At 31.8% G+C, this 25,984-nt stretch carries 25 protein-coding genes; 9 read left to right on the top strand and 16 right to left on the bottom strand.

Translation table 11 applies throughout. From position 1 onward, the window contains the following. Positions 1-109: 109 nt before the first annotated feature. Positions 110-766 carry a YceI family protein gene (locus ETU10_RS06555; protein ID WP_185145070.1) on the bottom strand — a complete coding sequence of 219 codons (657 nt, stop codon included), beginning with the start codon at positions 764-766 and terminating at the stop codon, positions 110-112. A 97-nt stretch (positions 767-863) separates the two neighbouring features. On the opposite strand from ETU10_RS06555, the gene radA reads away from it, so the two are divergent. The 3 genes from radA to ETU10_RS06540 all read left to right on the top strand — a co-directional run bounded on the left by radA (position 864) and on the right by ETU10_RS06540 (position 3,644). Then, the gene (gene radA / locus ETU10_RS06550; RefSeq protein WP_146310822.1) at positions 864-2,216 is read left to right on the top strand and encodes a DNA repair protein RadA; all 1,353 of its coding nucleotides are present in this window, start codon (positions 864-866) and stop codon (positions 2,214-2,216) included. Between the two features lie 144 nt (positions 2,217-2,360). Beyond that, complete coding sequence (locus ETU10_RS06545) at positions 2,361-3,218, top strand: M23 family metallopeptidase (protein WP_146310820.1); 858 nt, start codon at positions 2,361-2,363, stop codon at positions 3,216-3,218. A 24-nt stretch (positions 3,219-3,242) separates the two neighbouring features. Then, entirely contained in the window at positions 3,243-3,644 is a 402-nt protein-coding gene (locus ETU10_RS06540; protein WP_146261704.1) for a bactofilin family protein, read from the top strand. Between the two features lie 67 nt (positions 3,645-3,711). Here the strand turns inward: ETU10_RS06540 and ETU10_RS06535 are convergent, their stop codons facing one another. After that, positions 3,712-4,977, bottom strand: coding sequence for an NAD(P)/FAD-dependent oxidoreductase (locus ETU10_RS06535; protein WP_146310818.1), 1,266 nt, complete (start codon positions 4,975-4,977; stop codon positions 3,712-3,714). A gap of 140 nt (positions 4,978-5,117) precedes the next feature. Between ETU10_RS06535 and ETU10_RS06530 the strand changes: the two genes are divergently transcribed. Further along, the gene (locus tag ETU10_RS06530; protein ID WP_146261706.1) at positions 5,118-5,690 is read left to right on the top strand and encodes a DUF3109 family protein; all 573 of its coding nucleotides are present in this window, start codon (positions 5,118-5,120) and stop codon (positions 5,688-5,690) included. 2 nt (positions 5,691-5,692) lie between these two features. Here the strand turns inward: ETU10_RS06530 and ETU10_RS06525 are convergent, their stop codons facing one another. Genes ETU10_RS06525 through ETU10_RS06500 form a run of 6 tightly spaced genes read right to left on the bottom strand, consistent with a single transcriptional unit; the run spans position 5,693 to position 10,684 of the window. Then, a complete protein-coding gene (locus tag ETU10_RS06525; protein WP_146310816.1) occupies positions 5,693-6,307 on the bottom strand; it encodes a thiamine diphosphokinase in 615 nt (204 codons plus the stop codon). Next, positions 6,300-6,869, bottom strand: a complete 570-nt coding sequence (locus ETU10_RS06520) for a cob(I)yrinic acid a,c-diamide adenosyltransferase (RefSeq protein WP_146310814.1) — start codon at positions 6,867-6,869, stop codon at positions 6,300-6,302. Before ETU10_RS06520 ends, ETU10_RS06525 begins: the two co-directional genes overlap by 8 nt. Before the next feature lie 35 nt (positions 6,870-6,904). Beyond that, positions 6,905-7,876 (bottom strand): YheT family hydrolase, encoded by a 972-nt coding sequence (locus tag ETU10_RS06515; protein ID WP_146292587.1) that lies wholly within the window; start codon positions 7,874-7,876, stop codon positions 6,905-6,907. An 18-nt stretch (positions 7,877-7,894) separates the two neighbouring features. Beyond that, positions 7,895-8,656 carry a lipopolysaccharide kinase InaA family protein gene (locus ETU10_RS06510; RefSeq protein WP_146310812.1) on the bottom strand — a complete coding sequence of 254 codons (762 nt, stop codon included), beginning with the start codon at positions 8,654-8,656 and terminating at the stop codon, positions 7,895-7,897. Further along, the gene (locus tag ETU10_RS06505; protein ID WP_146310810.1) at positions 8,653-9,951 is read right to left on the bottom strand and encodes a cryptochrome/photolyase family protein; all 1,299 of its coding nucleotides are present in this window, start codon (positions 9,949-9,951) and stop codon (positions 8,653-8,655) included. Before ETU10_RS06505 ends, ETU10_RS06510 begins: the two co-directional genes overlap by 4 nt. Further along, the gene (locus ETU10_RS06500; RefSeq protein WP_146310808.1) at positions 9,935-10,684 is read right to left on the bottom strand and encodes a TrmH family RNA methyltransferase; all 750 of its coding nucleotides are present in this window, start codon (positions 10,682-10,684) and stop codon (positions 9,935-9,937) included. The genes ETU10_RS06505 and ETU10_RS06500 overlap by 17 nt, the downstream gene beginning before the upstream one ends. Before the next feature lie 15 nt (positions 10,685-10,699). Between ETU10_RS06500 and tamL the strand changes: the two genes are divergently transcribed. From tamL to lptB, 3 genes are read left to right on the top strand one after another with little or no spacing between them, the layout of a single operon-like run. Then, entirely contained in the window at positions 10,700-13,483 is a 2,784-nt protein-coding gene (tamL, locus tag ETU10_RS06495) for a translocation and assembly module lipoprotein TamL (protein ID WP_185145069.1), read from the top strand. A 32-nt stretch (positions 13,484-13,515) separates the two neighbouring features. Further along, complete coding sequence (locus tag ETU10_RS06490) at positions 13,516-14,670, top strand: sensor histidine kinase (protein WP_146310804.1); 1,155 nt, start codon at positions 13,516-13,518, stop codon at positions 14,668-14,670. Positions 14,671-14,725: 55 nt separating this feature from the next. After that, positions 14,726-15,454: an LPS export ABC transporter ATP-binding protein gene (gene lptB, locus ETU10_RS06485; RefSeq protein WP_146292599.1), complete on the top strand. Its 729-nt coding sequence runs from the start codon at positions 14,726-14,728 to the stop codon at positions 15,452-15,454. A gap of 81 nt (positions 15,455-15,535) precedes the next feature. Here the strand turns inward: lptB and ETU10_RS06480 are convergent, their stop codons facing one another. Then, positions 15,536-16,519, bottom strand: a complete 984-nt coding sequence (locus ETU10_RS06480) for an FUSC family protein (protein ID WP_146310802.1) — start codon at positions 16,517-16,519, stop codon at positions 15,536-15,538. A gap of 459 nt (positions 16,520-16,978) precedes the next feature. Between ETU10_RS06480 and tssD the strand changes: the two genes are divergently transcribed. Together tssD and ETU10_RS06470 are read left to right on the top strand one after the other, a co-directional pair. Beyond that, positions 16,979-17,335, top strand: a complete 357-nt coding sequence (tssD, locus tag ETU10_RS06475) for a type VI secretion system tube protein TssD (protein WP_317129707.1) — start codon at positions 16,979-16,981, stop codon at positions 17,333-17,335. 45 nt (positions 17,336-17,380) lie between these two features. Continuing rightward, positions 17,381-19,255 (top strand): phage baseplate assembly protein V, encoded by a 1,875-nt coding sequence (locus ETU10_RS06470; protein ID WP_146310800.1) that lies wholly within the window; start codon positions 17,381-17,383, stop codon positions 19,253-19,255. Positions 19,256-19,766: 511 nt separating this feature from the next. On the opposite strand, the gene ETU10_RS06465 is transcribed toward ETU10_RS06470, so the two are convergent. The 7 genes from ETU10_RS06465 to ETU10_RS06435 form a co-directional block, all read right to left on the bottom strand. Next, on the bottom strand, positions 19,767-20,132 hold the full coding sequence (locus ETU10_RS06465; RefSeq protein WP_146310798.1) for a hypothetical protein: 366 nt from the start codon (positions 20,130-20,132) through the stop codon (positions 19,767-19,769). A gap of 185 nt (positions 20,133-20,317) precedes the next feature. Beyond that, the gene (locus ETU10_RS06460; protein ID WP_146310796.1) at positions 20,318-20,677 is read right to left on the bottom strand and encodes a hypothetical protein; all 360 of its coding nucleotides are present in this window, start codon (positions 20,675-20,677) and stop codon (positions 20,318-20,320) included. Positions 20,678-20,679: 2 nt separating this feature from the next. Further along, the gene (locus ETU10_RS06455; protein WP_146310794.1) at positions 20,680-22,302 is read right to left on the bottom strand and encodes a PAAR-like protein; all 1,623 of its coding nucleotides are present in this window, start codon (positions 22,300-22,302) and stop codon (positions 20,680-20,682) included. Next, positions 22,290-22,979: a hypothetical protein gene (locus tag ETU10_RS06450; protein ID WP_146310792.1), complete on the bottom strand. Its 690-nt coding sequence runs from the start codon at positions 22,977-22,979 to the stop codon at positions 22,290-22,292. Before ETU10_RS06450 ends, ETU10_RS06455 begins: the two co-directional genes overlap by 13 nt. Positions 22,980-23,037: 58 nt before the next feature. Continuing rightward, the gene (locus tag ETU10_RS06445) at positions 23,038-23,784 is read right to left on the bottom strand and encodes a hypothetical protein (protein WP_146310790.1); all 747 of its coding nucleotides are present in this window, start codon (positions 23,782-23,784) and stop codon (positions 23,038-23,040) included. 42 nt (positions 23,785-23,826) lie between these two features. Continuing rightward, a complete protein-coding gene (locus ETU10_RS06440; RefSeq protein ID WP_185145068.1) occupies positions 23,827-24,807 on the bottom strand; it encodes a phospholipase effector Tle1 domain-containing protein in 981 nt (326 codons plus the stop codon). A gap of 120 nt (positions 24,808-24,927) precedes the next feature. Beyond that, positions 24,928-25,977 carry a DUF2931 family protein gene (locus ETU10_RS06435; RefSeq protein WP_146310786.1) on the bottom strand — a complete coding sequence of 350 codons (1,050 nt, stop codon included), beginning with the start codon at positions 25,975-25,977 and terminating at the stop codon, positions 24,928-24,930. Positions 25,978-25,984: the final 7 nt, after the last annotated feature.

The raw sequence follows: 25,984 nt of genomic DNA, 5'->3' as shown, positions 1-25,984 counted from the left end.
TATATATTTTATATGCGCTTTTTAATTGCTAATCCCTCCCCAAAAAAAACAGGCTGATAAGACAGCCTGCTTTTTTTAGAGGAAAGTAAATTGTATGAAGATACTAGCTTTAATTAGCTTCTTTATTTGCTACAATGTCTACACTTATATCTAACAAATCTTTAATAAGTTTATCCTGAGGTTCTCCGTTTGAATATGTTATATTAAATTCTTGTCTATTGATTGTAAATTTCTCTGTTTTTAAAGTTACTTTATCTCCTTCAGCTTTTACATTGGCTTTTACGGATAAATTTTTAGTTATACCTTTAACTTCAAGATTTCCTTCTAATTCTACATTATATTCTCCTGATTCAATTGGCTTCACTGATGTTATTACAAATTTTGATGAAGGGAACTTTGAAACATCAAAGAAGTCCTCATTTTTTAGATGATTGTTTAGTGATTTTGCTTTTTCTGGATCTGAAATGTCTGTGGTAGATATTGTATTCATATTAGCTGTGAAGCTTCCTGATTCAATTTTTGAATCCTTGAGTTTCAATTCTCCTGATTGAAGAATAATTGTACCTAAATGTTTACTTGTCAAGGTACCTCCTTCCCAAGTTATTTTACTAGCTAATGTATCTACTTTATAAGTATTAGCTTCTTTACTTGATACTGCTTCTTGTTTTGCTTGGTTAGTTATTTTAGCTTCTTTGGAATTATTGTTACATGATTGGAAGGATAATGTTAAAGCAATTATTGACAATGTTAATATTTTTTTTTTCATTTCAATTAATTTATTTTTAGCAAACATAACATTTTTAGCTTTAAATGAATTAATAATAAATGAAATTTGATTTCATTTATTTTTTTAAATTAGCTACATGTCAAAAAATACTAAAACTTCCTTTTTCTGTCAGAATTGTGGGGCACAGTATTCTCAATGGATGGGACAATGCAAGGCTTGTGGGGAATGGAATACCATTGTAGAAGAAATTATTGAAAAAAAAACTAAAAGCAATTTTCCATCAAATAAATCCATATCCTCGAATATCATTAAAATTCATGACATTGAAACTGTACATGAAGATCGTATAATTTCGGGTGATTCTGAACTGGATTTTCTGTTAGGTGGAGGAATTGTACCGGGCAGCGTTATATTAATTGGAGGAGAACCTGGTATAGGAAAGTCTACCTTACTATTGCAACTATCACTTCAAATTAATAAAAAAGTACTTTATGTTTCTGGCGAAGAAAGTGCAATTCAAATTAAAATGAGGGGTGATAGGATTAAATATTCCAATTCAGATTGCTATGTACTTACCGAAACTTCAATTGAAAAAATAATTAAAAAATCAATGGAATTAAGGCCTGAATTATTAATTATTGATTCTATACAAACTTTGTCATCTTCATATATAGATTCTTCCCCAGGCAGTATTTCTCAAATTAGAGAATGTGCTTCTGAATTGATTAAATATGCGAAAAGTTCATCTACTCCTATTTTTCTTGTCGGGCATATTACTAAAGATGGTACGATTGCTGGTCCTAAAATACTTGAACATATGGTAGATGTAGTTCTTCAGTTTGAAGGTGATAGAAACTATATGTTTAGACTTTTACGTTCTCATAAAAATAGATATGGTTCTACTTCTGAATTAGGTATTTATGAAATGTTTCAAGATGGTTTACGACAAGTAAAGAATCCCTCTGAAATTCTTATTTCTAAAAAGGATGAGAATTTATCTGGTAACGCCATAGCTGTTACTTTAGAAGGACTCCGCCCCATGCTGGTTGAAATTCAAGCATTGGTTTCTACAGCTGTATATGGTACTCCGCAAAGGGCTACTACTGGATTTGATATAAAGCGATTGAATATACTATTAGCTGTTTTGGAAAAAAGGGCTGGTTTTCATTTGGGTAGTAAAGATGTGTTTCTTAATATTACCGGTGGTATAAAGATTGACGATCCTGCAGTCGACCTGGGGGTAATATGTGCCATTCTTTCATCCAATGAAAATGTTAGTTTGCCAGACAATTGTTTATTTGCAGGAGAGGTTGGATTAAGTGGAGAAATTAGGGCTATCAATCGTATTGAACAACGTATACTAGAAGCCGAAAAACTAGGATATGATGTGATTTTTATTTCTAAATATAATAAAATAGATATTGATAAATTTAATATAAAAATTGAATTGGTGGGTAAGGTTGATGATGTTTATAAGATGTTATTTTAGAAAAAAAATTACTTATAAGCATATATTTACAAATAAATATGTTATTTTATAATTTACTAAATTAATGTTAATATTTTTTTATCTTTAAAAATTAAAAATTAAAGATGTGTATATTTGCTTGTTTTGTAAAAACTATATTTACTAATGAGCAATTCTAATTATTCTACTGTTATTATTACAGATAAAAATTCTCACGAAACAAAAGTATATTCAATTAAGCAAAAGCATATAGAAAATATTATTCTTTACAAGCGTATTTTATTATTTTCTACTATATGCGTGGTTATTTTATTGGCAGGTCTTAGTTCTTATATTGGTTATGTATATTACCAAAAAAGAGATCTACGTAATAAAATTTTAAATTTACAGAGTAAATTGGATGATAAGCAACTGGATTATTTAATTAATAATTTATCTGAAGCTGGAGAAACTTTAGAATTAATTGAAAAGTATTTAAAAGAACGTGAGGTTAAAACACTGTCATCTTCTAAAGACTTGGATAGTAATAATGATGTTGGTGGCGAATACTATGCGGTGAATGATATGAACGTTGATGTTGTTAACAGTGAAAAAGAACGTATTGAAAATTTATTAAAAAATATTCAATCCATACCTATGGGGCTTCCACATATAGGACGTTTATCTTCAGATTTTGGGGTTAGAGGAAATCCTATGTCAGGGAGGGGTTCTGAATTTCATCCCGGTCTTGACTTAGCGGGTAAAATTGGTGATCCTATAAAAGTTACGGCTAATGGTATTATTACTTATGCAAGCGTTAGAGGTGGCTATGGAAACTGTATTATAGTTAAACATAGTCATGGGTATGAAACTTTATATGGGCATTTATCAGAAATAAATGTTAAAGTTGGACAGAAGGTTAAATCCGGGGATATTATTGGCAAACTTGGTAATACCGGTCGTTCAACAGGTCCACACGTTCATTATGAAATCATTCATAACAATATAAAAGTTAATCCTAAAAATTTTCTACAAATCAAATAATTAATTTCTATAAAAGTCTGTTTTATGTTTAACAAAAAAAATAATTCTTCCAATGGTTTTGACTCACAAAATATTACTACTGTACTTGCAGAAGATTGTATAATTGAAGGCTCTATTACTAGTAAAGCATTTATTAAATTGGATGGTAAGGTTACAGGGAATATTGATAGTGCTGGCGGAGTTATTCTTGGACAAAAGGGTTTTATTAATGGAGATATTAAAACTAAGCTTCTAACCGTTTATGGTTCTATTGAGGGTGATGTTTTTACCGATGAATTAATTATTAAAAGTACTGGTAAACTTACGGGTAATATTCATGCCAAAAGTATCGAGTTAGAAAAAGGTGGTATTTATAATGGAAATATTAACATGAAAGAAACATCAGTTACAGATAATATTAACAGCGACCTTAAAGGTAAAAAGTAAGGATTTTCAAATAACAAAAATAAAAAAGCATATATAATATATATGCTTTTTTAATTCATTATAATTTTTACTTGTCCTTTTTATCACCTATTTCATAGGCTATACCTAAAGACGAGCCTTTAGAAAAATAAATAGTTAGCCATCTATAAAATGTATTTAAGCGATTACCGATTGAAACTAAGGATATAATATGTATACAAGACCATATTAGCCATGCAAAAAAGCCTTTAAAGAAAACTTTATTATTCATAAGATCTGCTACCGCTTTATTTTTACCTATTACAGCCATTGAGCCTTTATCTACATAACTAAATTTTCTTTTATTTTGTCCTCTAAGCTCTCTTTTAAGATTCCTTGCTAAATTGATTCCTTGTTGTATGGCTACTTGTGCCAATTGCGGATGACCATCGGGGAAATTAGGATCTGATATCATTAATGATGTATCCCCTAGTGCATAAATATTTTCATAGCTAATCACCTTATTAAATTCATCCACTTGCATTCTTCTTCCTCTTGAATAGACATCTTTAGATATACCTACAAAAACTCGTGAGGTAACCCCTGCCGTCCAAATAATTGTCTTAGTTGCTATCTTATCTCCACTGCCAAGGTAAATAAAATTTTCATCACAATCTTTCACATGTTGATTTAGTATAATATTCACCCCCAATTTATTTAATGCCTTATAAGCTTCTTTATGCGATTTTTCACTCATTGAACCTAATAGATTAGGTGATCCTTCCACCAAATGAATTTGCACTTTACTCTTTAATTCTTTATAATCTAAAGGTTGCAAGGTATTAAATATCTCTCTTGTCACCCCTGCTATTTCAACCCCTGCAGGGCCTCCCCCTACGATAACAATGGAGAGCAGTTCTTTTTGTTTTTCAAGATTTACTTCTTGAGAAGCCTCTTCCATTCTTAGTAATAAAGTATTTCTAAGCAATAGCGCATCGTTTAAGGTTTTCATAGGAACTGAATACTTTTCTAAATTTTGCATTCCAAAATAATTACTTTGTGTTCCTGTTGCAAAAATTAGTATATCAAAATCTAATTCTCCATTAGACAATATTATTTTATTCTCATTCGGTTTTACTTCCAGTAACTCTCCTTGTCTAAAACTAACGTTGCTTTTATATCTTATGAATCTCCGAAATGGATAACTTATAGCCGCAGGTTCTAAAACACTTGAACCAACTTGATATATTAAGGGGGGAAAAAAATTATAATTATTTTTGTCCACTAAGGTTATATGAAAATTTTTATTGTTTTTTAACTTCTTAAGAAAATTAATCCCTGCAAAACCTCCTCCAACTAAGACTATTTTTTTCATTTTAAAATAACTTTTCTATAAACTTTAACTATCTATTTATTAACAAATATTTCGCCAAATTCTTATTTCATTATTTCTATTTTTGGTATTAAAAATAATTATATGTGTACATTTGCAGGCTTAAATAATCTATATTCAACATGATTCAAATTGACGATACGCTTATATCTCTAGATCTTATTCAGAAAGAATTTGTATGTAACTTAAATAAATGCAAAGGAATTTGCTGTGTAGAGGGTGATTCCGGAGCTCCTTTAGACGAGGATGAGTTGTCTATTTTAGATGATGTTTATGATGATGTAAAACCATACTTACGTGAAGAAGGCAGGGCTTCGATTGAAAAGCAAGGCAAATATGTAGTTGATTTAGACGGTGACTATGTTACCCCTTTAATTGATGATAATGAATGTGCTTATGTGATTTATGATGATAAAGGGATAGCAAAATGCGCAATTGAAAAAGCCTATGAAGATGGTAAAATAAACTACAAAAAGCCTATTTCTTGCCATTTATATCCAGTTCGATTGCAGAAATTAAAATCTTACCTTGCTGTCAATTATGATCAGTGGTATATTTGTTCTGATGCTTGTACTTTTGGTAAAGAATTGAAGGTAAAGGTTTTTCAGTTCTTAAAGGAACCTCTAATCAGAAAATTTGGTAAAGATTGGTATTTGCAGTTGGAGGATGCTGAAAAATTATTTAATGCTGAATAATTTCACGAATTGGATATGTAAATCAATAATTCACCATTGGAATATTCAATCGTAACACACTCGTCAATTGCTTTATTTCTTGTTCCTATTCTTTCTGGTAAACAAAGTGGTTCATTATTTAGGGGATATTGCAATCCTTGGGTTTGAATGTTTTCTGCTTTAAAAAAAGGTATTAATGATATAATTTTACCTTTTACATTGGTTAAATGGGTTTTATGATTAGAAAAGAAGAATTTGGAATAGTCATCATAAAAGGTAATTTTTAATTTATTTTTAAAATACAATGCCGTTGAAAGGTTTCCCATAAAATGATCACTCTCACGCCCACTAGCTCCATAAACATCAACTTGGGTAATTCCTCTTTCAATCAACAGTTCTAAGGCTTTGTGAAAGTCTGTTTTGTTTTGATCGGGGGTTGAAATTAGTTTGATTTCCTTAGGTATTTGTTCTTGTATTAAGCTATCAAAATCTCCAGATATAAATTCTATTTTTAATTGAAATTTATATACATACCTTGAATAAGCACCATCGGTACAAGCAATTATAGAATATTCATTCAAATTCTGAGGAATTTTTGATGGTTCTTCTCCATTTATAAAAAGTAGCGCTTTATTCATTGGGAGTCCAAGGGGTTTCTATATTTTTTTTATCTAAATATCCAAAATAACGTGCTAAGACAAATAAGTAATCAGATAGTCTATTTAAATAATTTAAACAGATATTTCTAACTTTTTCTATTTCATTTAAGGTAACCACTTCCCTTTCAGCTCTTCGACAAACAGTCCTTGCAATATGCGTCGTAGATGTTAGTATACTCCCGGTAGGAAGTATAAATTCTTTTAGTTTAGGAAGAACTTCTTGCATAACATCTATCCAACTTTCTATTTGTTCAATTTGCTGTACTTTAATCATACATGTCAATCTTGGTTTCCCGTTGGCTAAAATCATTTTTTCGGGAGGTGTTGCCAGTTCTGCTCCTAAATCAAATAAAGAATTTTGAATGATGTGAAGTTGTTTATCGATGTTTAGATCCTTGTTATAGCTTCTTATTAATCCTATATAAGAATTCAATTCATCTACATCTCCATAAGCTTTAATCCTTGTTATGTTCTTAGAAACTCTTTTCCCTCCATATAAAGAGGTGGTACCATCATCGCCTGATTTAGTGTATATTTTCATTCAATCGAAAATTGTCTTTTATAAATGTAATTAAATTATTTTACTTTGATGTCTTCAATAAACTCTTTGGCTCTTATTTCTACCCAAGAAAATTTTGATTTGGGTAACATGAAACCAATATGCCCTCCGTATTTAGGCATTTCAAAATAAATATTTGCATTGCTCATTTGATTTTCTTTTAAAAAACTTTCTGGAGAAAGAAAAGGATCATTTTTAGCATTGACGATTAAAGTTGGTATATTAATATTATCTAAAATATGTATGGGAGAAACTTTTTTATAGTAATCTTCTTTATTTTTAAAGCCAAATAAGGGTACGGTTACGTATTCATCAAATTCGTCAAAGGAATTAATCGAGCGAATTAAGTTTATATCAAAAATGTCTGGATACTGTTTGCTCTTGTATTTTAATTTCTTTTTAAAATCATTGATAAAGTTCTTTAAATATATATAATTTGCTGGTTTTCTAAATGTTTCTGCATTGGAAACAAAATCTAATGGTGAGGAGAATGCTATACATGCTTTTAATTCCTTTGGAATTTTCATTCTCCCCGTGTAATTTAGAGATACCGCCCCTCCCATTGAATACCCGATTAGATATACTTCTGAATACCCTTGTGTTATTGAATATGTTACTACCTTTTCTAAATCATGAATCATTCCTACGTGATAGAGTGAGGGCAAACGATTCATTTCTCCTCCACAACTTCTTTGATTCCATGCTAATATGGAATAACCTGCTTGATGAAAATAATCTGCACAACTATTGATATACGTTCTTCGTGAATGTCCTTCAAGCCCATGGGAGAGAATTATCAATTTATTCGTATTTTCATTTCTCCACCAATCTAATAATAAAAAATCTCCGTCTTCCAACTCTAATCTTTCTCGGTTGTAAGGAGGTATCGGATATTTTTTTATGGCACCTGCTACAATGGTTGATAGATGAGCATTTGTATATATAAGATTTTCTGTAGGGTTATAAGTAGATTTTTTTATATAATTCATATTCCTGTACTATGGGCGTTATATTTTTCCCAATAATTTTTTAAGCTTTTGCTTCCTTGTCTTCTTGTTTATATAATCTTGATTTTTAAGTTCTAAAATCTTTATAATTTTTAAAGGTGATTCATTTACTAATTTAGCATATTTTTCTCCGATTATGGAGATCATTTCATGGGTTAATGAAAGTTTAATGAAATTTTGAATTCTTTGCTCTAGTGTAAGCTTTTTAAATTGCATTCGGTTTAAATCAATTAAAGAAAAAACATATGACTCATTAATTTTTTCAACCAAAACATTCCCTGGTGATAAATCTTTAAATAGTATGTCTTGTTGATGAATGGTATATATAAATTCCGTAAAAGATTCTAGAATATTGTTCCAATCTTTAAAATTTTCTTTTCTTTCGATGAGTTCCCTAAAAGTAAAGTCGTAAGAACAAAATTCTGACATATAATAAGAATGCTGTATTTTCCCCCCTATTCTTTCTTCGAAAAAAGCGATGGGATTGGGGGTTTTAATTCGCTTATTCAAAAGAATTTCTGCATGATGATAAGATCGGTAGGCTTTAGATTTTCTAATTCCACTATAAACATACTGATTAAGTAGATGTGGAATTTTAAAAGATTTTACTGCTAATATTACTAAATTTTCTATCTGTATTTTTTTTAGGGTATTTCTTTCTTTAAAAATAACTTCCCCTAAAGATTCAAAATCATTAATTACGGATAATAAATCTTCCTGTTTATCTTTCCATTTATCGTTAATGTGTATATTCCAACTCATATTTTTAGGGCTTTGCTATATACTTCCAAGGCTCTTTTTCTTGCAAACGTGTGTTCAACCATAGGATGCATATAGTTTTTAGTATCAAATTCTGGAACCCATTGTTTTGTATATTTATTTTGAGGATCAAACCTTTTCATTTGTAATGTAGGATTAAATATTCTAAAATAAGGCACTGAATCACAGCCAGAGCCACTTGCCCACTGCCAATTTCCATTATTACTAGCTAGTTCAAAATCCAACAACTTAGTGGCAAAATAAGCCTCTCCCCACCTCCAATCAATCAATAAGTGTTTACAAAGAAAGCTGGCTACAATCATTCTCACTCGGTTGTGTATTAATCCTGTGGAGTTTAATTCTCTCATTCCTGCATCAACGATCGGGTAGCCTGTTTTTCCTACTTTCCAAAGCTGGAATTCTTCTTCATTGTTTCGCCAATCAATATTATCATATTTTTTTTTAAAGCTATGGTTAACCACTGGGGGGAAATGATAAAGTATAGATATAAAAAATTCCCTCCAAATTAGTTCGTTTATAAATATGGATGAGTTTGCCTCTGTATTTTTATAAACTTCTCTTATAGATAAGATTCCAAATCGTAAATATGTGCTTATATGCGAAGTACCTTCTATAGAAGGATAATCTCTGGTTTCTTCATAATTATTGATCTGAATTTGAGAAATATTATAACTAGGAGGAACTATTGTGGATTTTGTAAAACCTATCTCTTTCAATGATAATGGTTCACTAATCACCTGCTTAGTATTATTCAAAAATTTTTCACTTGGATAATATGGGAGAGTCTTTTTAGAAACTACTTCTTTCCACTTGTTCGAATATGGAGTATAAACAGTATAGGGAGAATGATCCGCTTTAAATACTTCTGAAGGATGGCAGATTACATGATCTTGTTCTTGGTAGAAAGTTATTTGCTTTGTTGCTAATAGATCCTTGATTTTCTTATCTCTTTCTTGTCCGTAAGGTTCATAATCTTCATTACAGAATACAGATTCTACTTCGTAACTTTTAATTATTTCTTTAAAAACTTGTACAGGCTTTCCTTTAAAAAAATGTATTTGTGTATGGTAGGGTTTTAGTTGGTTATTAATATCTTGTAATTGATCATAAATTAAGGATACTCTAGCATCATCTACTTCAGATAATTGATTCAGTATATGGGTATCAAAAATAAAAATTAAATATACATTATTAGTCCCTAGGGCTTTGTACAGACCTGGATTATCATGTAGTCTTAAGTCTCTTCTAAACCAAAATATATTAATTTTTTCTTTCATTTTTTTCTTTTTGCGAAAAGAATTCTCCTAATATTATTCCAGCGGACATTGCTACATTTAAACTTTCGGTTTTCTTCTTTTCTCCAAACCTTGGAATGGATAAAGTTTTAGAACAAATATTCTTTATAGAATCTGATATTCCATTGCCTTCATTTCCCATAATTAGAAATGCTTCTTGCTCTAATTCTACTTGGTAAATGCTTTCTCCATCCATATCGGTTGCATATATGGGCAGATGTTGATTATCTCTAAAAAATATTTCAAGATTTGTGTACACTACATTTACTCTTGCTAATGAACCCATGGACGCTTGCACAACTTTTGGATTAAAAATATCTACAGTATCTTCGCTACATATTATTTGTTCTATCCCGAACCAATCAGCCAAACGAATTAAGGTTCCCATGTTTCCGGGATCTTGGATGCTTTCCAAAACTAATTGTTTTCCCTCTATCTTTTTCAACTCTGGTTTAGGGATTTCTACTATTGCTAGGGCGTTGCTAGGATTTTTAAGAAAGCTTATTTTATTTAATTCCTTCTTTGATATAATTACATACTTATCTTCTGAAAGAATTTCTATGGGTTCAATCGTGTAAATCTTTGATAAAGTAAAATCTGAATAAATAAATTCTTTAATGTTTTTTATACCTTCTACAATAAATAAATTATATTTTTGTCTATATTTTTTATTTGCAAGGGATTGAATCAATTTAATTCTATTGGCAGACAGCATAACTTAAATATGAAAATGCAATACAATATTACATTAAAGATATTAATTTTCTCTCTATTGTTTCTTATTTTTTCCTGTAGAACCAATAAAGTTCCAGAAAATTCTCATCTGTTTACAGGTAATACATATAAATACTTAGATGCAAAAGGAAAGCCTTATGCCGATGAATTGGATAATTATGTGAAACAAAAACCGAATAAAAAAATCTTTTTTTATGTACCCTTAAAATTATGGCTTTATGATTTGTCTAACGCTAAATTTGATTCTGTTTACAAAGATTATTACCTTGTTGATAAAGAACAAAGAAGTCTAAAATTATTAGATTCCTTATATTTAAAATACAATTTAGACAGCTATGTTGGTAAATCTAGATGGCTTGATCGTTTTATTTATAGCAAAGGCGAACCTCCTGTACTGGTAGATTCTGCCATGGCTAATTCGTCTGCAAAAAATTTGAACCAGTATTTTATAAATAGAGGCTGGAGAAAATCTCAAGTCATTGATACTATCCTTACAAGTGGTAAGAAAGCTACGGTACAATACAATATTAAATTGGGTGAACCCATGATTATTGATACCATTATTTACGATGTAAGTGAAGAAATAAATGCTAATATTTACAATGGTTATTTAAGATTTAAAAATCGGGTAAATCCTAAAAAATTAAAGAAAAATTATACTAAAGAGGAAATTTTACAAAATTTCTATCAAAAATTATCTTTACTAAAGAAAGGGGATCGTTTAGATGCCTACCTTATGGGAGATGAAATCACTCAATTGGATAACCAATTTAAAAACATGGGATATTTTGGCTTTAATGACTTAAAGGATGAGGTAATATTTTATGTAGACACAGCCAATAGCATAAACCATGTCCCTGTAACACTATCCATAAAAAAAAGCCCTTATACACTTCCTTCTCCAACCAGTGCATCCGGGGATTCTTTACAAGGATCTAATGACTCAATTTCCAAAGACAGAGCTAAAGCTGTTTTTAAAAAATTTAAGTATGAAAAGATTAATGTAACCCTATTGAATAATCAAACGGATGATAATAAAGAAAGTATTGTTGATTCAAGTTATTTTATTAATAAAAAGAAATTTATTCGTTTTGAAAATGGTAAAAAGGTAAAAAGCTACATTGAAGATACTGTTGCTTTTATTATTAATAAATCAGATGGTAGATATAGAGACAGGGTTTTAGCTGATATGCTTGCCATTGGTATGGGGAAAACTTACCGTTTAAATGCAGAAACCGAAACTCGAAGAAATATTTATAAAGTAAACAATTTTAATTTATTAGGATTTAATACTTCTCCAGAAAAAGGTTCTGATTCTACGCTTATTTCTAACATTATTTTAATGCCTATGAATAAATATTCCTACGAAATAGGTTTAGAAGCTTTTACCTCAAGCGTTGCAAATTTTGGAATTACCCCAAACCTGACCTTTACTGCTAAAAACTTGTTTAGAGGTGCAGAAAATCTAAATGTAACCTTCGGTGGATCTTTAGGAAATATAGAATCTAAGAAGAATAACAATCGTCTTTTTAATGCTTCTGAGTTTAATACTCAAGTCAGTTTATCATTTCCAAGATTTCTAGCTCCTTTTGGATTGCGAGATAAAATGCCTAAATCTTGGGGCCCCTCCTCGGCTATTTCTGTTGGATACAATGCTCAATTTAATATAGGTTTAGACAAAAGAAGTTATAATGCTGGATTTTTATATAATTTCAGTCCTACACGTTCCACCAACCATCAAATATCCTTATGGAATTTACAATACACTCAATTCTTAAATCCTGATAATTACTATAATATTTATACTACAGACTGGGCTGGTGTTAATGGTATGAGAGAAATTTACTTTACCGTAAATCCATCCATGAGAGAGGAATATGAAAGTGGTAAAATTACCAATGAACAACTTCAACATATCATTGCTAATGATCCTAATTTTAGAACAGAAGTTGAACAAAAAGCACCCCAATACTGGGATCAATACAATTTATTAGAATCAAGAAGATACCGCTTTACACAAAATATTTTAATATCTTCTTTCCAATATAGCTTTACTTATGACCAGAGATTAAAATATTTCCCTCCTAAACATCCTTTTTATCTTAGAGCACAAATGGAACTCGCTGGTAATATGCTATCAATTTTCAACAAATCTTTTAAAGATTTTGAAACTTCAAACAATAAGGTTGTCAAAGAAATTTTTGGTGTACCCTATTCTCAATTTGTGAAATTTGATTTTGACTTACGTAAATATTGGAATTTATCTTCAAAAAAATCAATTGATGCTCACTTTTTTATGGGTATCGGTTTACCTTATGGTAATTCTTTCAGTATGCCTTTTGACCGAAGTTATTCTGTCGGTGGTCCTAATGACATAAGAGCTTGGAGAGCTTTTGGATTTGGGCCTGGAGCCTCTAAATTGAGTGGAAAAAACGGCTATGAGTTAATTGCGATAGATAACTTTAAGCTACTAACCTCTGTAGAATATCGTTTCCCACTTCCTAGCAATGGATTCTTTGGGGCTTTGTTTGTAGATGCAGGTAACATATGGGGGATTAATAATGATTCTCCGTATAAATTCAAATTCGATTCTTTTTATAAAGAATTAGGAATTGGAGGTGGATGGGGAATACGATGGGATATTAGTAATTTTATCATTCGTTTTGACTTTGCTTACAAGTTTTATAATCCACAAAGAGATTTAGGAGATCGTTGGTATTTTAAACATATAAACATTCTACAGCCACAATTTAATTTTGCTATTGGCTATCCTTTTTAATTCAATGAGTAATTCCTATAATTAATATTAGAATGAACTTATATGGGAACATAAGGCTTAGCAACTGGATTGGATATATATCGGCTCTCTTAGTTGCTATTTTCTTTATTGTTTTTATGAATAAAAAAGTAAATCAGCTAAAAAAAGATGAATCCATACGAATATCTAATTATGCAAAAACCATTGAGCTACTAAATACAGAAATTAATATTCCCCCACATACACAAACATATTTAGTAGGAACCATTGAGCAAAATACCTCTATTCCGGTTATTCTTGTTGATAGCAAAGGAGTTTATATAGACTCAAAAAATATTGACACTCATATTGTCAATAACCCTCAAACTCTTGAAAAGGAATTAAATAATATGAGAAAGCAATATCCTCCTATCTCTATTATACTTCCTTTTGGAAAACAATACGTTTATTATAAAAATTCAATTTTTTTAAACCAATTAGAGTATTTTCCAATTGTTATATTCCTAGTGATTGGACTGTTTATTTGGTTCTCTTATTGGTATTTTTCAACTTTAAAAAAAACAGAGCAAAGCCTTTTATGGGCTGGTATGGCTAAAGAAACAGCACATCAAATCGGAACCCCACTATCCTCCATAATTGGATGGCTGGAAATTTTAAAATTAGAAAATATTGATAAAAAGCCTATTCAGAATATTGAAAGAGATGTAAATCGTTTGCAGGATATAACTGAAAGGTTTTCTAAAATAGGTTCAATTCCTTCTTTAGAAAATGAAAATGTGGTGGAAATTTCTAAACATGCCTTCTATTATCTTAAAAATAGAGTTTCTAAAAAAATAATCTTTGAGTTTTCTGCTCCTGAGTATCCTATATTTATAAAATTAAACAAACATTTATTTAACTGGGTTATAGAAAATATTATCAAAAATGCTGTTGATGCTATGAAGGGTGAAGGAACGATACAATTAAAGATTATTGATCATAAAAAAAATATTTATATAGATATATCCGATGAAGGATCAGGAATTACTAAAAATAATATCCCAAAAATATTTAAGCCGGGGTTTAGTACGAAAAAAAGAGGTTGGGGCTTAGGACTTTCCTTGGTGCGAAGAATCATTGAAGACTATCATTTTGGGAGGATCTTTGTCTTGAATTCTGAAATTAATAAGGGTACTACTTTTAGAATTATACTTAAAAAGGAACTTTAAAAGTTTAAGTAAATTTGTCCATACTAATTCTCTATTTTATGTATTTTTGAAAATTATGATTTTAAAAGGTGAACATTTAGTTAAGAGCTATGGTAACAAAAGAGTAGTTAAAGACGTTTCCTTGAATGTAAAAAGAGGAGAGATCGTTGGATTACTGGGACCTAACGGAGCTGGTAAAACCACTACCTTTTACATGATTGTTGGTTTAATTAAACCAACCCAGGGCAATATTCTAATTGATTCCTTAGATATTACTCATGATGCCATGTATAAACGAGCTCAAAAAGGGATTGGATACTTAGCTCAAGAAGCTTCAATCTTTCGTAAATTAACGGTTGAAGATAATATTTTAGGGGTTCTACAAATGACTAAACTCTCTAAAAAAGAACAAAAAATTAAAACTGATTCTTTAATTGAAGAATTTAGTTTAGAACATGTAAGAAAAAATCGTGGGGATTTACTTTCCGGTGGAGAAAGACGCCGTTGTGAAATTGCCCGATGTTTAGCTACTGATCCTAAATTTATTTTGCTTGATGAACCTTTTGCTGGTGTTGATCCTATAGCGGTTGAAGATATACAAAAAATTGTTCGATCATTGGTAAATAAAAATATTGGTATTTTAATAACAGATCACAACGTTCAACAAACCTTAGCAATCACGAATCGTACTTACATAATGTTCGAAGGAAATATATTGAAAGAAGGTTACCCAGAAGATTTAGCAAGTGATCCTATGGTTAGACAAGTATATTTAGGTGAAAATTTCCGATACGAAAAATACTAACCTTTTTAAGGGTTACTTTTCAAATTTGTCTAATTCTCCTTGCTATCATCGATTTCATTAATCATTCTATGATATTTAAAATTATGTTTCTTTCAAAATTGTTTGGTGTATTCTCTTCATAATAAAACTTCCCAATAAAGCCAAGAGTCCTCCTAAAAAAGTTTCGTAAATACGAGCAAAGGGAAGGGAATAGTTCGGATCTTTCCAAAATTCCGAAGATTCCAATAAAATAAGTATAAATACTGTTAATCCGAAGGTTTTTAAAAAATATTTAAAATTTAGAAAGGTGGGTAAAAAAAATACACATAATAAAATTACTAAAAAATGAAAGATTCTATATTTACTATCGATATTCATAATTATTAATACGACGATAGAACCCGCCAAATTCCCTAGAAACCTTTTAATGGTGTTCGTAAGTATCCCTTGATCTTTGGGTTTTAATAGTACCACAAAAGTCATTACTGCCCAATAAGAACGTTCCAATTTTAATTGTTCCGGCAAATAAAGAGTTAAAAATAAAAAACTACTAAAGATCAAAGAATTCACAAAATTTTGAAATGGATGGGTAAATAATGTTTGAGTAAACTCGCTTGATTGAAAATTTATAAATTCCAATTTTCGTCTATTAACAATAGCAATCATTGTTAAAGTAATGATGGATCCTAATAGATAAGCAATTGCTGCATGGTAGCTTAAATCTTTTAAGGTAGTCCCTAAAGAAGAATATATTATAAAGTATGGAATGGCTCGATCCGAAATTGGATCATGATTATAGGCTATATAATAGTAATTGGATAGTAAAAATAAAAAAATATAGAATTCTATGGATAGTTTAAAAAGGATACCTAAGTAACAACCGAATAATATCATTGACAACCAAAAAAAAGTATAGATATATTTCCCTGACTTAGGCTTGGCTGAATATATAATATAAGTAAACATTACAGATATAATTCCTAATGCTATACTAGAGAGCCCTAAAAATAAAAAACTTATAATAGTAATAGCTCCTGTACTGGTAAAAAAAACGAAATTATCTGTCGATATGTTTTTTATTTTCATGTATACTATAATTTTTTATATGTGAAATTGAATCTAAGAAACATAACAACCTCTTAATTTTCATGCCATTATTAAAATTATTCCATATCAAACAATATTTGACATATATATGAATTACTAATTTTGCTTTGTATAAATTCTTAATAATTGATAAACTAATAAAAATTAAAAGTTTTCTATTATAAGATTTAATTATGAAAAATGAGATGTTCCGAATCTTCTCTTGAAAAATTTTAAATCACTAAATACTATACGATATCTTCTTATTTTCCAGTCATATAAAATTAAAACAACCAAGCGTAAGCTAATAAAAATTTTGTTTAATATTGAGTAATTTTTAAAAATTTAATTTTAAAATCATTGTTTACAATAAATAAGTGTAAATCAGCTCAATTATAATTATAAAATATAATAAAACTTATGTCTTCATTTTTAGCCAAGTTATAACTAGACGGCGGCATCTACCATATTTTAGAATGCGAATATGAATTTGAAAAACGCACCGATGCTCATTTAAAACCTACCGGGGAGACCGAAGGTGGTAAAATTCTGATAATCTTGGAAAGCACTGGGAAAACTAATTTTATTGAGTGGGCTATTGCTCCTAACAAAGAGAAAAGTGGTGAAATTATTTTTTACAGGCGGGACGCTATGAGCCGTTTGCTTACTCTAAAGTTTGAAAGGGCTTATTGCATTCATTTCAAGGAAAAGTTTACTTCTAATGGTGGGGAACCTATGGTTACTACTTTAACTTTGGTTGCGAGAAAGTTAAAATTCAGCAATCTTTCTTTTGTTAACAACTGGTCGTTGGAATAATATATAATATAATCTTTATCTTAAACTTTCTTAAAACTATTTTTTATGCCTGATGAATCTTTTCCTAATTCTTCTTATTCTCCGTTAAACTCTTCTGATTCTTCTGAGATTATTTACCAAAGTAGTGGTCTGGGGCAATCTTTTATTCCTTATGCTCGTGTGTCTGTTCAAGGGAAAGATATTTCCAAAAAGGACCATATCAAGGTAAAAATTACGCAAAAAATGCTTACTTACAATCGGTATGATTTGTTGTGTCCTTCGGAGGTTTTTGCTGATAAAAATGTTTATCCTTTGCAAAATTCTAAATATTTATTGGGGGCTAGGGTTTTGATTGAATTGATTCAATTTGGTAAGGCGGCTTCTAGTTTTGAAGCTATGGTGACGGGGGTTGAATATGTTAATGAAAATCAATATCCTTTTATTCGCTTGATTTGTTCTGCTCCTAGTATTTTGTTGGATCAGGGGGCTAGAAGCAGAAGTTTTACTAATCTTTCTTTAAAACAAATTGTTGAGAGGGTTGCGTCGGGGTATAATGATCAGCGTTTAAATTTTTTAATTGCTCCTTTTTCTGAGGAGGTGCTTCCTTATACTTGCCAAATCAATGAGAGCGATTTTGATTTTTTAAAGCGTTTAGCTGTCCGTTTCGGGGAGTTTTTCTATCACAATGGGCAATCTCTTATTTTTGGTATTCAGGGCCAGCGTAAATCGGTTTTGTTGGAGGGGAAGGATTTCTATAAATACAATTTAAGGATGAATAGTTCTTACCAGCATTTTTCTTGTCGTGGGTACGATTTAAATCAGGATCTGGTTCATGAGTTTGATTCGCAGAGATTTTCTTCTCGTAATATTGTTAATTTGTTTCAATTTCGTTCTATTGATAGTTCTGAAAGTATTTTTACTCATAAGCATACAGAGTTTTTTACTTCGGATTTATTGGTGAATGGTAAATTTTCTATGGAGAAGGTGGTGGAGAGAAAAAAGCTGAGTAAGGAAAATTTGGCTTCGATTGAAACTCAGACGGATAGTCCTTTTCTTAGATTGGGGGATATTATGTCTATGCAGGCTTGGGATCAGGAAAAGCAGAAGGCTTTGCCGATTGAGAGTTATCGGATTCTGGAAATTGTTCATGTTTATAGTGCGGAGTGTTACTACAATCTTCCTATAGGGATGCCGAGGGAGCATCCGATTGCTCCGTATTTTGATGAAAAGGCTTTTCCTAGGGCGGATAGTCAGTATGGGGTGGTTGTGGACAATAATGATCCTTGGGCTTTAAATCGGGTGAAGGTGCGTTTGGTGTGGCAGCGGGATTCGCAGGAAACTACTCCTTGGATTTCTATGCTTCAAGCGCATTCGGGGGATGGCCAAGGGGCTCATGTTCTTCCTGAGGTGGGGCATTCGGTGTTGGTGGATTTTTTAAGTGGTAATGCGGAGGCGCCTGTGGTGGTAGGTACGGTGTTTAATGGGAACCAAAAGAGTGGCTTTCATACGCCTAATAATGATTTAAAATCTTTCCAAACTCGTAGTGGTACCAAAAGAGTGGCTAATGATGCGGAGGGTAGCATTTTAGAGGAAGATTCTGCTGGTAGCTTTTTGAAGCTTGAGGGGGATGGTAATGTTACTCTTCATGTGGTGAAGAATCTGAATATTAGGGTCGGTGAGAATTTATCGGTTTCGGTGGGTAAGGATATGGTTTCTCGGATAGATGGGAATAAATCGGAATCGGTCATTGGTGATTCGGTTTACTCTGCTCAGAATGTTACTGCTACGGTGTCGGAGAATTATAGGGGCTCTGTGGGAAAGGTGTTTTATCAGTCTTCTGGAAGTTTAGAGGTTCAGACTTTGAACGGGGAGCTAAAGTTGTCCGCGGCTACTTTGGCTATTGTCAAAGGGCTGGAGGATGTAAAGGTTAGTAAGGGATAATTCACTTTTATAGCAGGTATAAATAAAGAGGGAATTATATAAAGTAAACCAAACTCCTACTTTTTAAACATATTTCCTAAATTGGAAATATGTTTTTATTGCAAAAGTAATTATATCAAATTCACCTATTCAGTTATGGAAATATCCTCCAAGGATTATTTATGCTTTACATGCAATAGTCCTATCCAAATCATAATATACATCACTATAATATTCCATTAAATTTACCTCTCCAGTTCTTGGTAATAGATTTTCTTCCTCTTTGTGTTAATAGTGTTGATGAGCCTCTATGGGTATAAGAATAATTAGCTCCTCCAAAGGATTTAATTATTTCATGGCCTATCTCATGGGCAACAATAAGTTTAAAATCTGCTTCTTTATTAGAAATTTTGCAGACAGATATGTTATTATTGAAAAACTTATATTGAGAGATACTTACATTTTATTATGTAATATTTATACTTAGGGGGTTAATTTGTTTAGAAAAATAGAATCAGAGTGGTATGTTGTATTATAATTTGGATATTCTGATAATTGAAAAGATTTGAACATCTAAAGTTTTGTTTCTATATATCCATTTTTTTTTAAAAAGAAAAACAAAATTTATGGGAGGAATAGTTGCTCTTATATTCCCCTTCAAAATTCTGGATTCTTCTTTTAGTATAATATTCCCTTTTTTATTAGATTTTATAGGGTATTCTTTCAAATAAGCTAGAATAGAATCTTTTTGGGTGGTGGTATATAAGGCTACATTCTCTAACGGTAACTTAGTAGTAGAATCGTATACATTAAATATAATTCTAGGTTGTAAAATTTCTTTATTAGAATAACAACTGAATAAAAATAAAATGTTAAATAATACAAATATTTTTTTCATTTTTATAAAATTAAAATTGTAGTTTGGTTAACCATGATTTTAATTTAACTTCAGTATTTGCATTACAAAAACCATTTATTAAAACCAATGGTTCTAGGTCCGCAATTGTATCAATTAGATCATCACAAATAGGGATGCTTACACCGGAAAGATTACAAAAAATTTTAAGATTATAATACGTTTAATTATTTTTTCCTAAGAGTAATGGTATCATACCTTACTTTTAAGTTAGAACTAGCTCCTCCATAAATATTTTTATAATGGATAATTGTATCTGAAAACTTACTTTTAGTTAATAAAAGGGTATAAAATACAGGAGGTGCTTCTCCACCTAGTCTAATCATTTCTTTGTAGGTCTTTCTTTTAATTAAAAAATACCCTAAACTGTCTGTATGAATACAAGATGATTCATCTATACAAACTTTTACATCTTTAATAGGTGTATTCTTTACATCATATACATATCCTTCTATCTGGGGTACACTTGTTCTAGTGACACAAGAACAAAGTAAAATAACGTATAATAAAGGGATAATTTTTTTCATAATTATTGATTCATTTTTAATTTAGAATTCCATAATATTCCTAACACATCTTTTTCACATGCAATAGTCCTATCCAAATCATAATATACATCACTATAATATTCCATTAAATTAACTTCACCAGTTCTTGGTAATAGATTTTCTTTTACTCTTTGTGTTAATAATGTTGATGAGCCTCTATGGGTATAAGAATAATTAGCTCCTCCAAAGGATTTAATTATTTCATGGCCTATCTCATGGGCAGAAGTAAGTTTAAAATCTGCTTCTTCATTATAACTTTGAGAGTTATAGACAACTCTTTCAGAAGCCAATTGTCCAAAAAATGAAATAACCCCTGTAACACTTCCTGGGTTGCTTGAGCGTTTCCAGTCAGAGGTATGGTTGTAGATAAGATTAACATCATCCATTGAATTTTTTTCTGTATTCACAGATTTTATTTCTATCAAATATTCTAAATTATTTATAGTTACAAAATCTGTAGATGGTACTATTTTTTTTCTATCTTTTTTTCTACTCCAATACCTATTCATCCCTTCCAAAACAAAAGATTCTAAATCAGCAAAACTATATTTTCGATTTCCCTTACCAATTTCTCCTCCATCCTTTAGGTTTATACGTAAAGTAGCCTCAATTTTTTTGGTTTGATTATTAATCTTTACATCTACCCATTTTACTTGTTTGTATTTAGCCTCTATTTTCTTTTGAACGATTACTTGTTTATTAGATATTTCTATAGATAATTCTTCATTAACAAACCAAGTACTATCATATATTTTATCTTTAGAAAAACCATTCCACTCCATTTGTATTTTTCCATTTTTAGGCAAAACCTCTTCTATTTTCTTAGTGAATAGAATTTCTTCTCCTTTTTTTATATAAAAAACCAAGTCATTCACTTCTGCCTTTTTATTTTCTATTTCAAAGATAATGGTGCCATTTTCTGTCTTTCCTTTAAAATTAGGAATTCCTAAGGGAACAAAATCTTTACTTAAAATTTTTATCTTTAAATCATATTCCAAGTTAGGAACCGGAGCATTTTCAGTCTTTATTACTTCCGGTTCGCTTATTTGTCCGCTATCCGTTATTTTTATATCTGTTCCTCCATACAAGCAGGGAATCGTACTTTGTTGCAATAGGGGGGCTTTTTCCTGCACCTTTAAAAGACCGGTATTTTTCCAGCTTCCGTTTTGCATTACCGAAGCACAGGGAGAAGCGCTGTTGGGGCTTTTTGTGCAATTTCCATTAAAAATAAGGCTGGTTGCTGTTGTTTCCACCTCCGTAGCCGTTCTTTTTTCTTGGGTGCTAGGCGTATCGAAATTTACTTTTAGGATCCCTTTCGGTTGGGTGCATAAACGGCATTCTAGGGTAGCCCCGTCAATCACCAATTTTAACCTCTCCTGCCCTTTTACTTGTTCCTTTCTTTCTTCTCTTATCGGTTCCAGCTTTTTTGCGTTTGCATTTTCTAACTGATCTATCTTACTTCTGTTTCTTTGAAACGGAGTCGCTATCTTCCCTATTTCAGGAGTGGTTGCCCATTCTCTTTCTTCCTGTTCTCGTTTCTCTATTTTCTTTAAGTTTTTAGAAAAACTATACTTATTGTTCCCAAATTTATTTAGCCAACCCATAGCACAGAGTATTGAATTTGTTTATTTTCATTCTTAAGGCTTACCCAACCTTCGGTTAATCTATTTTTATCTTTTATAAAAATTCCTTCGTATTTAAAATTTCCAAGTTTTAGGTCTAAAGGAGGCTCCGAATGTATTTCCCCCTTAAAAATAAATGAATCTTTTTCATTGGCCTTCCGGTAGGGTTTTTCCCAATTTTCTACCATGGCTACTTCTTCAATGAAATCATGATGGTTTTGGATTCTTGAATGACTAGGAGTCTTTAAGTAATCTTTTTGCAACATTTCATTAAAGTATAAGCCAAACATTTTATATTCCGTTAGAAATTGGATAAAAGCATCTTCTCGGTTTAGAAGACTTTCCAATTGTTTACAATAATTTACCACCACCGCTCCTCGGTTTAATACCAATAATTCTTTCTCGGTTTCTTTCCATCTTTTAAAAATCTCCGGTAAATTATTAACTTTTACCATCTTCCCTGTTTTTTTATCTATGCTTAGTCTTATATCATCAAAAACATACCCTATCTGTTCAACCAGGTTAAAACTAGGAGTGCTTGCGTGGGATTGAAAATCTATAGAATAGGACAAAACCTGGTAACGATCGGTTTCTTCTTCCCCCGTTAAAAAAATTTCTACCTCTCGGATCCATTTTTTTTCTGCCGTACCATATTCCATGTCTTCAACTATGGTTTAAAACCGGTAAATATTGGAAGTATTTATGCCCATCTTCGCTTTAATAAATCGTTCTTTCTCTACTGGTTACCGGGTCCATCCCAATCCAATCTCGGGTAGCTGACCAATGTAAATATTGGTGCCTTAAGATGCGAAGGGTTTTTTGTTCATTACTTAATACCCAAGGATTGGCTTTTCTTATAGCTCCTTCGGTAGGTTTTCCATTTAAAACATCATCAATTTTCTTTTTCTTATGTTCCAAACCGGCTCTTTCGTTGTATCCGTCTATTCTGGTATTGTCAGACCTTTGTCTTGTACTTTCCAGCTCCATTTCTCTCATTTTTTGTTCTAATGTTTTCTGGGGTTGCTTTGCTTGTTGCTCTATTCTTTTTTTCAATAAATCATCCAGATATTTTTTATTGGCTTCTTCTAGTTTTTTCTTTATTAGTTTCTCGTGCTCGGCTTTGAGTTCTTCATCGGTTATAAATTCCCATTTTTTCGTGTTGGTATGGGATACTACATAGTTACGCAAGATTTGTTTTGCCCTTACCAAATGGGAATGATTCGCTATGGAATAAACTTGAGTAATGTCTCTTATAAAAATTTTTTCTTTTTGCTTGTCTTTAGCTAGAATATTCCCGTAATACTGATTCATAAAATGCAGAGGAATATAACTGTACTCCTTCTTTAAAGTACGGGTACCGATGAGTTTATAGTAATTAATATAATTATGCGTGGTCGCTCCACCAGGAATTAAATGCTTAGAATATTTTAAAATTTCCCCCAACAATTTATGTTCTCTTTGCAAAAGTAGTTCTTTGTCATTCCACCAATAATGATCTATTAATTTTTATCTAAACGTTATTAACTCTTCCTCGGAGATATTGTTGGAAGTTTCTACCTCATTAATAATCTCTACCCCGCTGTCGTAGCTTCCACCAATATCGCTATGCACTCCGGGAAAGGCTTTTTCTATGGCTCCATGGATGGATAGCCGGGTAAGAGAAAAATTTTCTCTGTGTTCATCCATGGCTGTAAAGTGCACCGCTTTTTTTATAGGCCCCAGGTTGTTGAGTTGCAATTCTTCTACATCATTAAAAATATTTACAGCCAACCGCTTCATGCCGGTATACATGACTGGTGCATCCCCATCTCCCGCTTCTTCGTAGGAAGAAACGGTATCGTATACGCCTAGAAAACGAATGGTAAGGGTTAAATTCTCCAACTCTTCTTTACTAAATGCACCACTTTCTAAGAGCTTATAACCGAAATGACCGCGGGCAGGCAGGAGGTTATTTTCCAATAAACTTTCATCGATCAGCTCCCCGTCGGAATCTTTAAAGTCGGTGATAACACGGGCATAGTTATTGCTTTGTTCTATTACTTGTTGTTGTTTTTGGGCGGGGTAAGCCGGTTTTACGTTTACCTCATATAAAAAATTACGGGCCGCCGCTGCTCCCCGACTAAAGCCTAACACATCTAAGGTTAGGTTTCTTATATCTTGCTTTCTATTATTTTTTTTAATTTCTTTTATTCTATTTACTAACTCCTCGCAGCCTTTGCGTACTTTGTCACGGATGCCGGTTTTTCCGGAACCCAGCATAAAGCCGGAAGTACTGTCATGCTCTCTATCCTCGGTACCGATGCCCTCTATATATATGGCATATTTTTGCAAACAACACATGGATTGGCGGGCGATATTGGAAAAATCATTGACATAACTGTTGTTGGGCGAATTCCCAAAAATTTTATCTGAAATATCTACGGAATTTTCTTTGTACAAGGCTTGTTCCTCCGGGGTAGCTGTTCCATCCAGAACCTTGGCGCGCAATTTGGAATTTTCCCGATTGTTCAGGGTGCCATCAAAAAACATTCCGAAGCTTAGGTCCAAATATTCCATCGATTCGGAATCTTCCACGGTTTGATTGTATACAAATGTCTTACCCATAAGTTAATATACTTTTAGTTTATCTGTTTTTACAGGAATTTCTTTCTCCCCATCCGTCAGCATAAAAGTAATATAGGTATTGGGCATATTGACCCGTATTTTTAATTGGGCATGGGTTAGTAGATTTTTTTCGTAAAATTCTTTAAAAGCTTGAAAAATAGATGCTTCGTTAAAAAATATTTCTCCTGCATAAAGTTTTCCTTCTTTACTTTTCCATTCCATAGAAATTCTTCTAGGAATAGTTTTTTTTTCAAAATTCATTAAAGGTATTTCCTCTCTCTTTATATCTTCTATTTCTCCATTAAAGTAATTAATTATAATATCTCCCATCTTTCCTTCATTTGGGATTTCAAAAACCGGCACCCAGTTGTATCGTATGCGGTAAGTATCCCAGAGTCCGTAAGGAATGGGTTTACCCTTATGGGCTTCTTGGACTTCTTTGGGTACAATGGGTTCACTCTCCATGGTTTCCTTGCGGAATTTAGGATCAAAAATTAGCTGGTCGTGTTCGTCCAGGTGATCTATCTCTGCCTGGGGAATTACCGTTTTTTCTCCTTGGTACCTGCCAACTTCGGTTTGTCTCCCTATACCTGCGAGCCAAACTACCACCACTCCTCCGGGTGCCATGCCTACCACTATGGTGTTATAATATTCATCACTAAAAGTATCATCTATATTTTTAAGCTGGTAAGAGGTTCTAAAGAGTTGGGTCATTTTTTCTTTGTCTAGCTTGGCGTTTACTTTGTAAAAGCAGTCTTCGGCGTAAGAAACCCAGGTTACTGCCAGGCTGTCCGGCAGGGCTTTGACCCCGCTACTCATACTTCGCCCGGTAGCTCCCCAGCCTCTTTTTCCTGTATGGGGTCCTAAGTATAGGCTGGTATAGCCTTCGTTTTTATTGTAAAGTCCTCCTTTGTACACTTCAATGGGATAGCCCGGGGGGCAGGATAGGGTTTCCTGCCAATCAAATCTTGGTTCCATAGGTTTTTGGGGGTTTTGGCAAGACAGAGTAAGAATACTTAAGAGCCAAAACAGTAAATTTATTTTATAGTTCATTGTTTTT

The organism is Apibacter muscae, from assembly GCF_007845595.1.
Taxonomy (GTDB): domain Bacteria; phylum Bacteroidota; class Bacteroidia; order Flavobacteriales; family Weeksellaceae; genus Apibacter; species Apibacter muscae.
The sequence above is the reverse complement of the archived record's forward strand: the minus strand, read 5'-3'. Positions and strand labels throughout refer to the sequence as shown.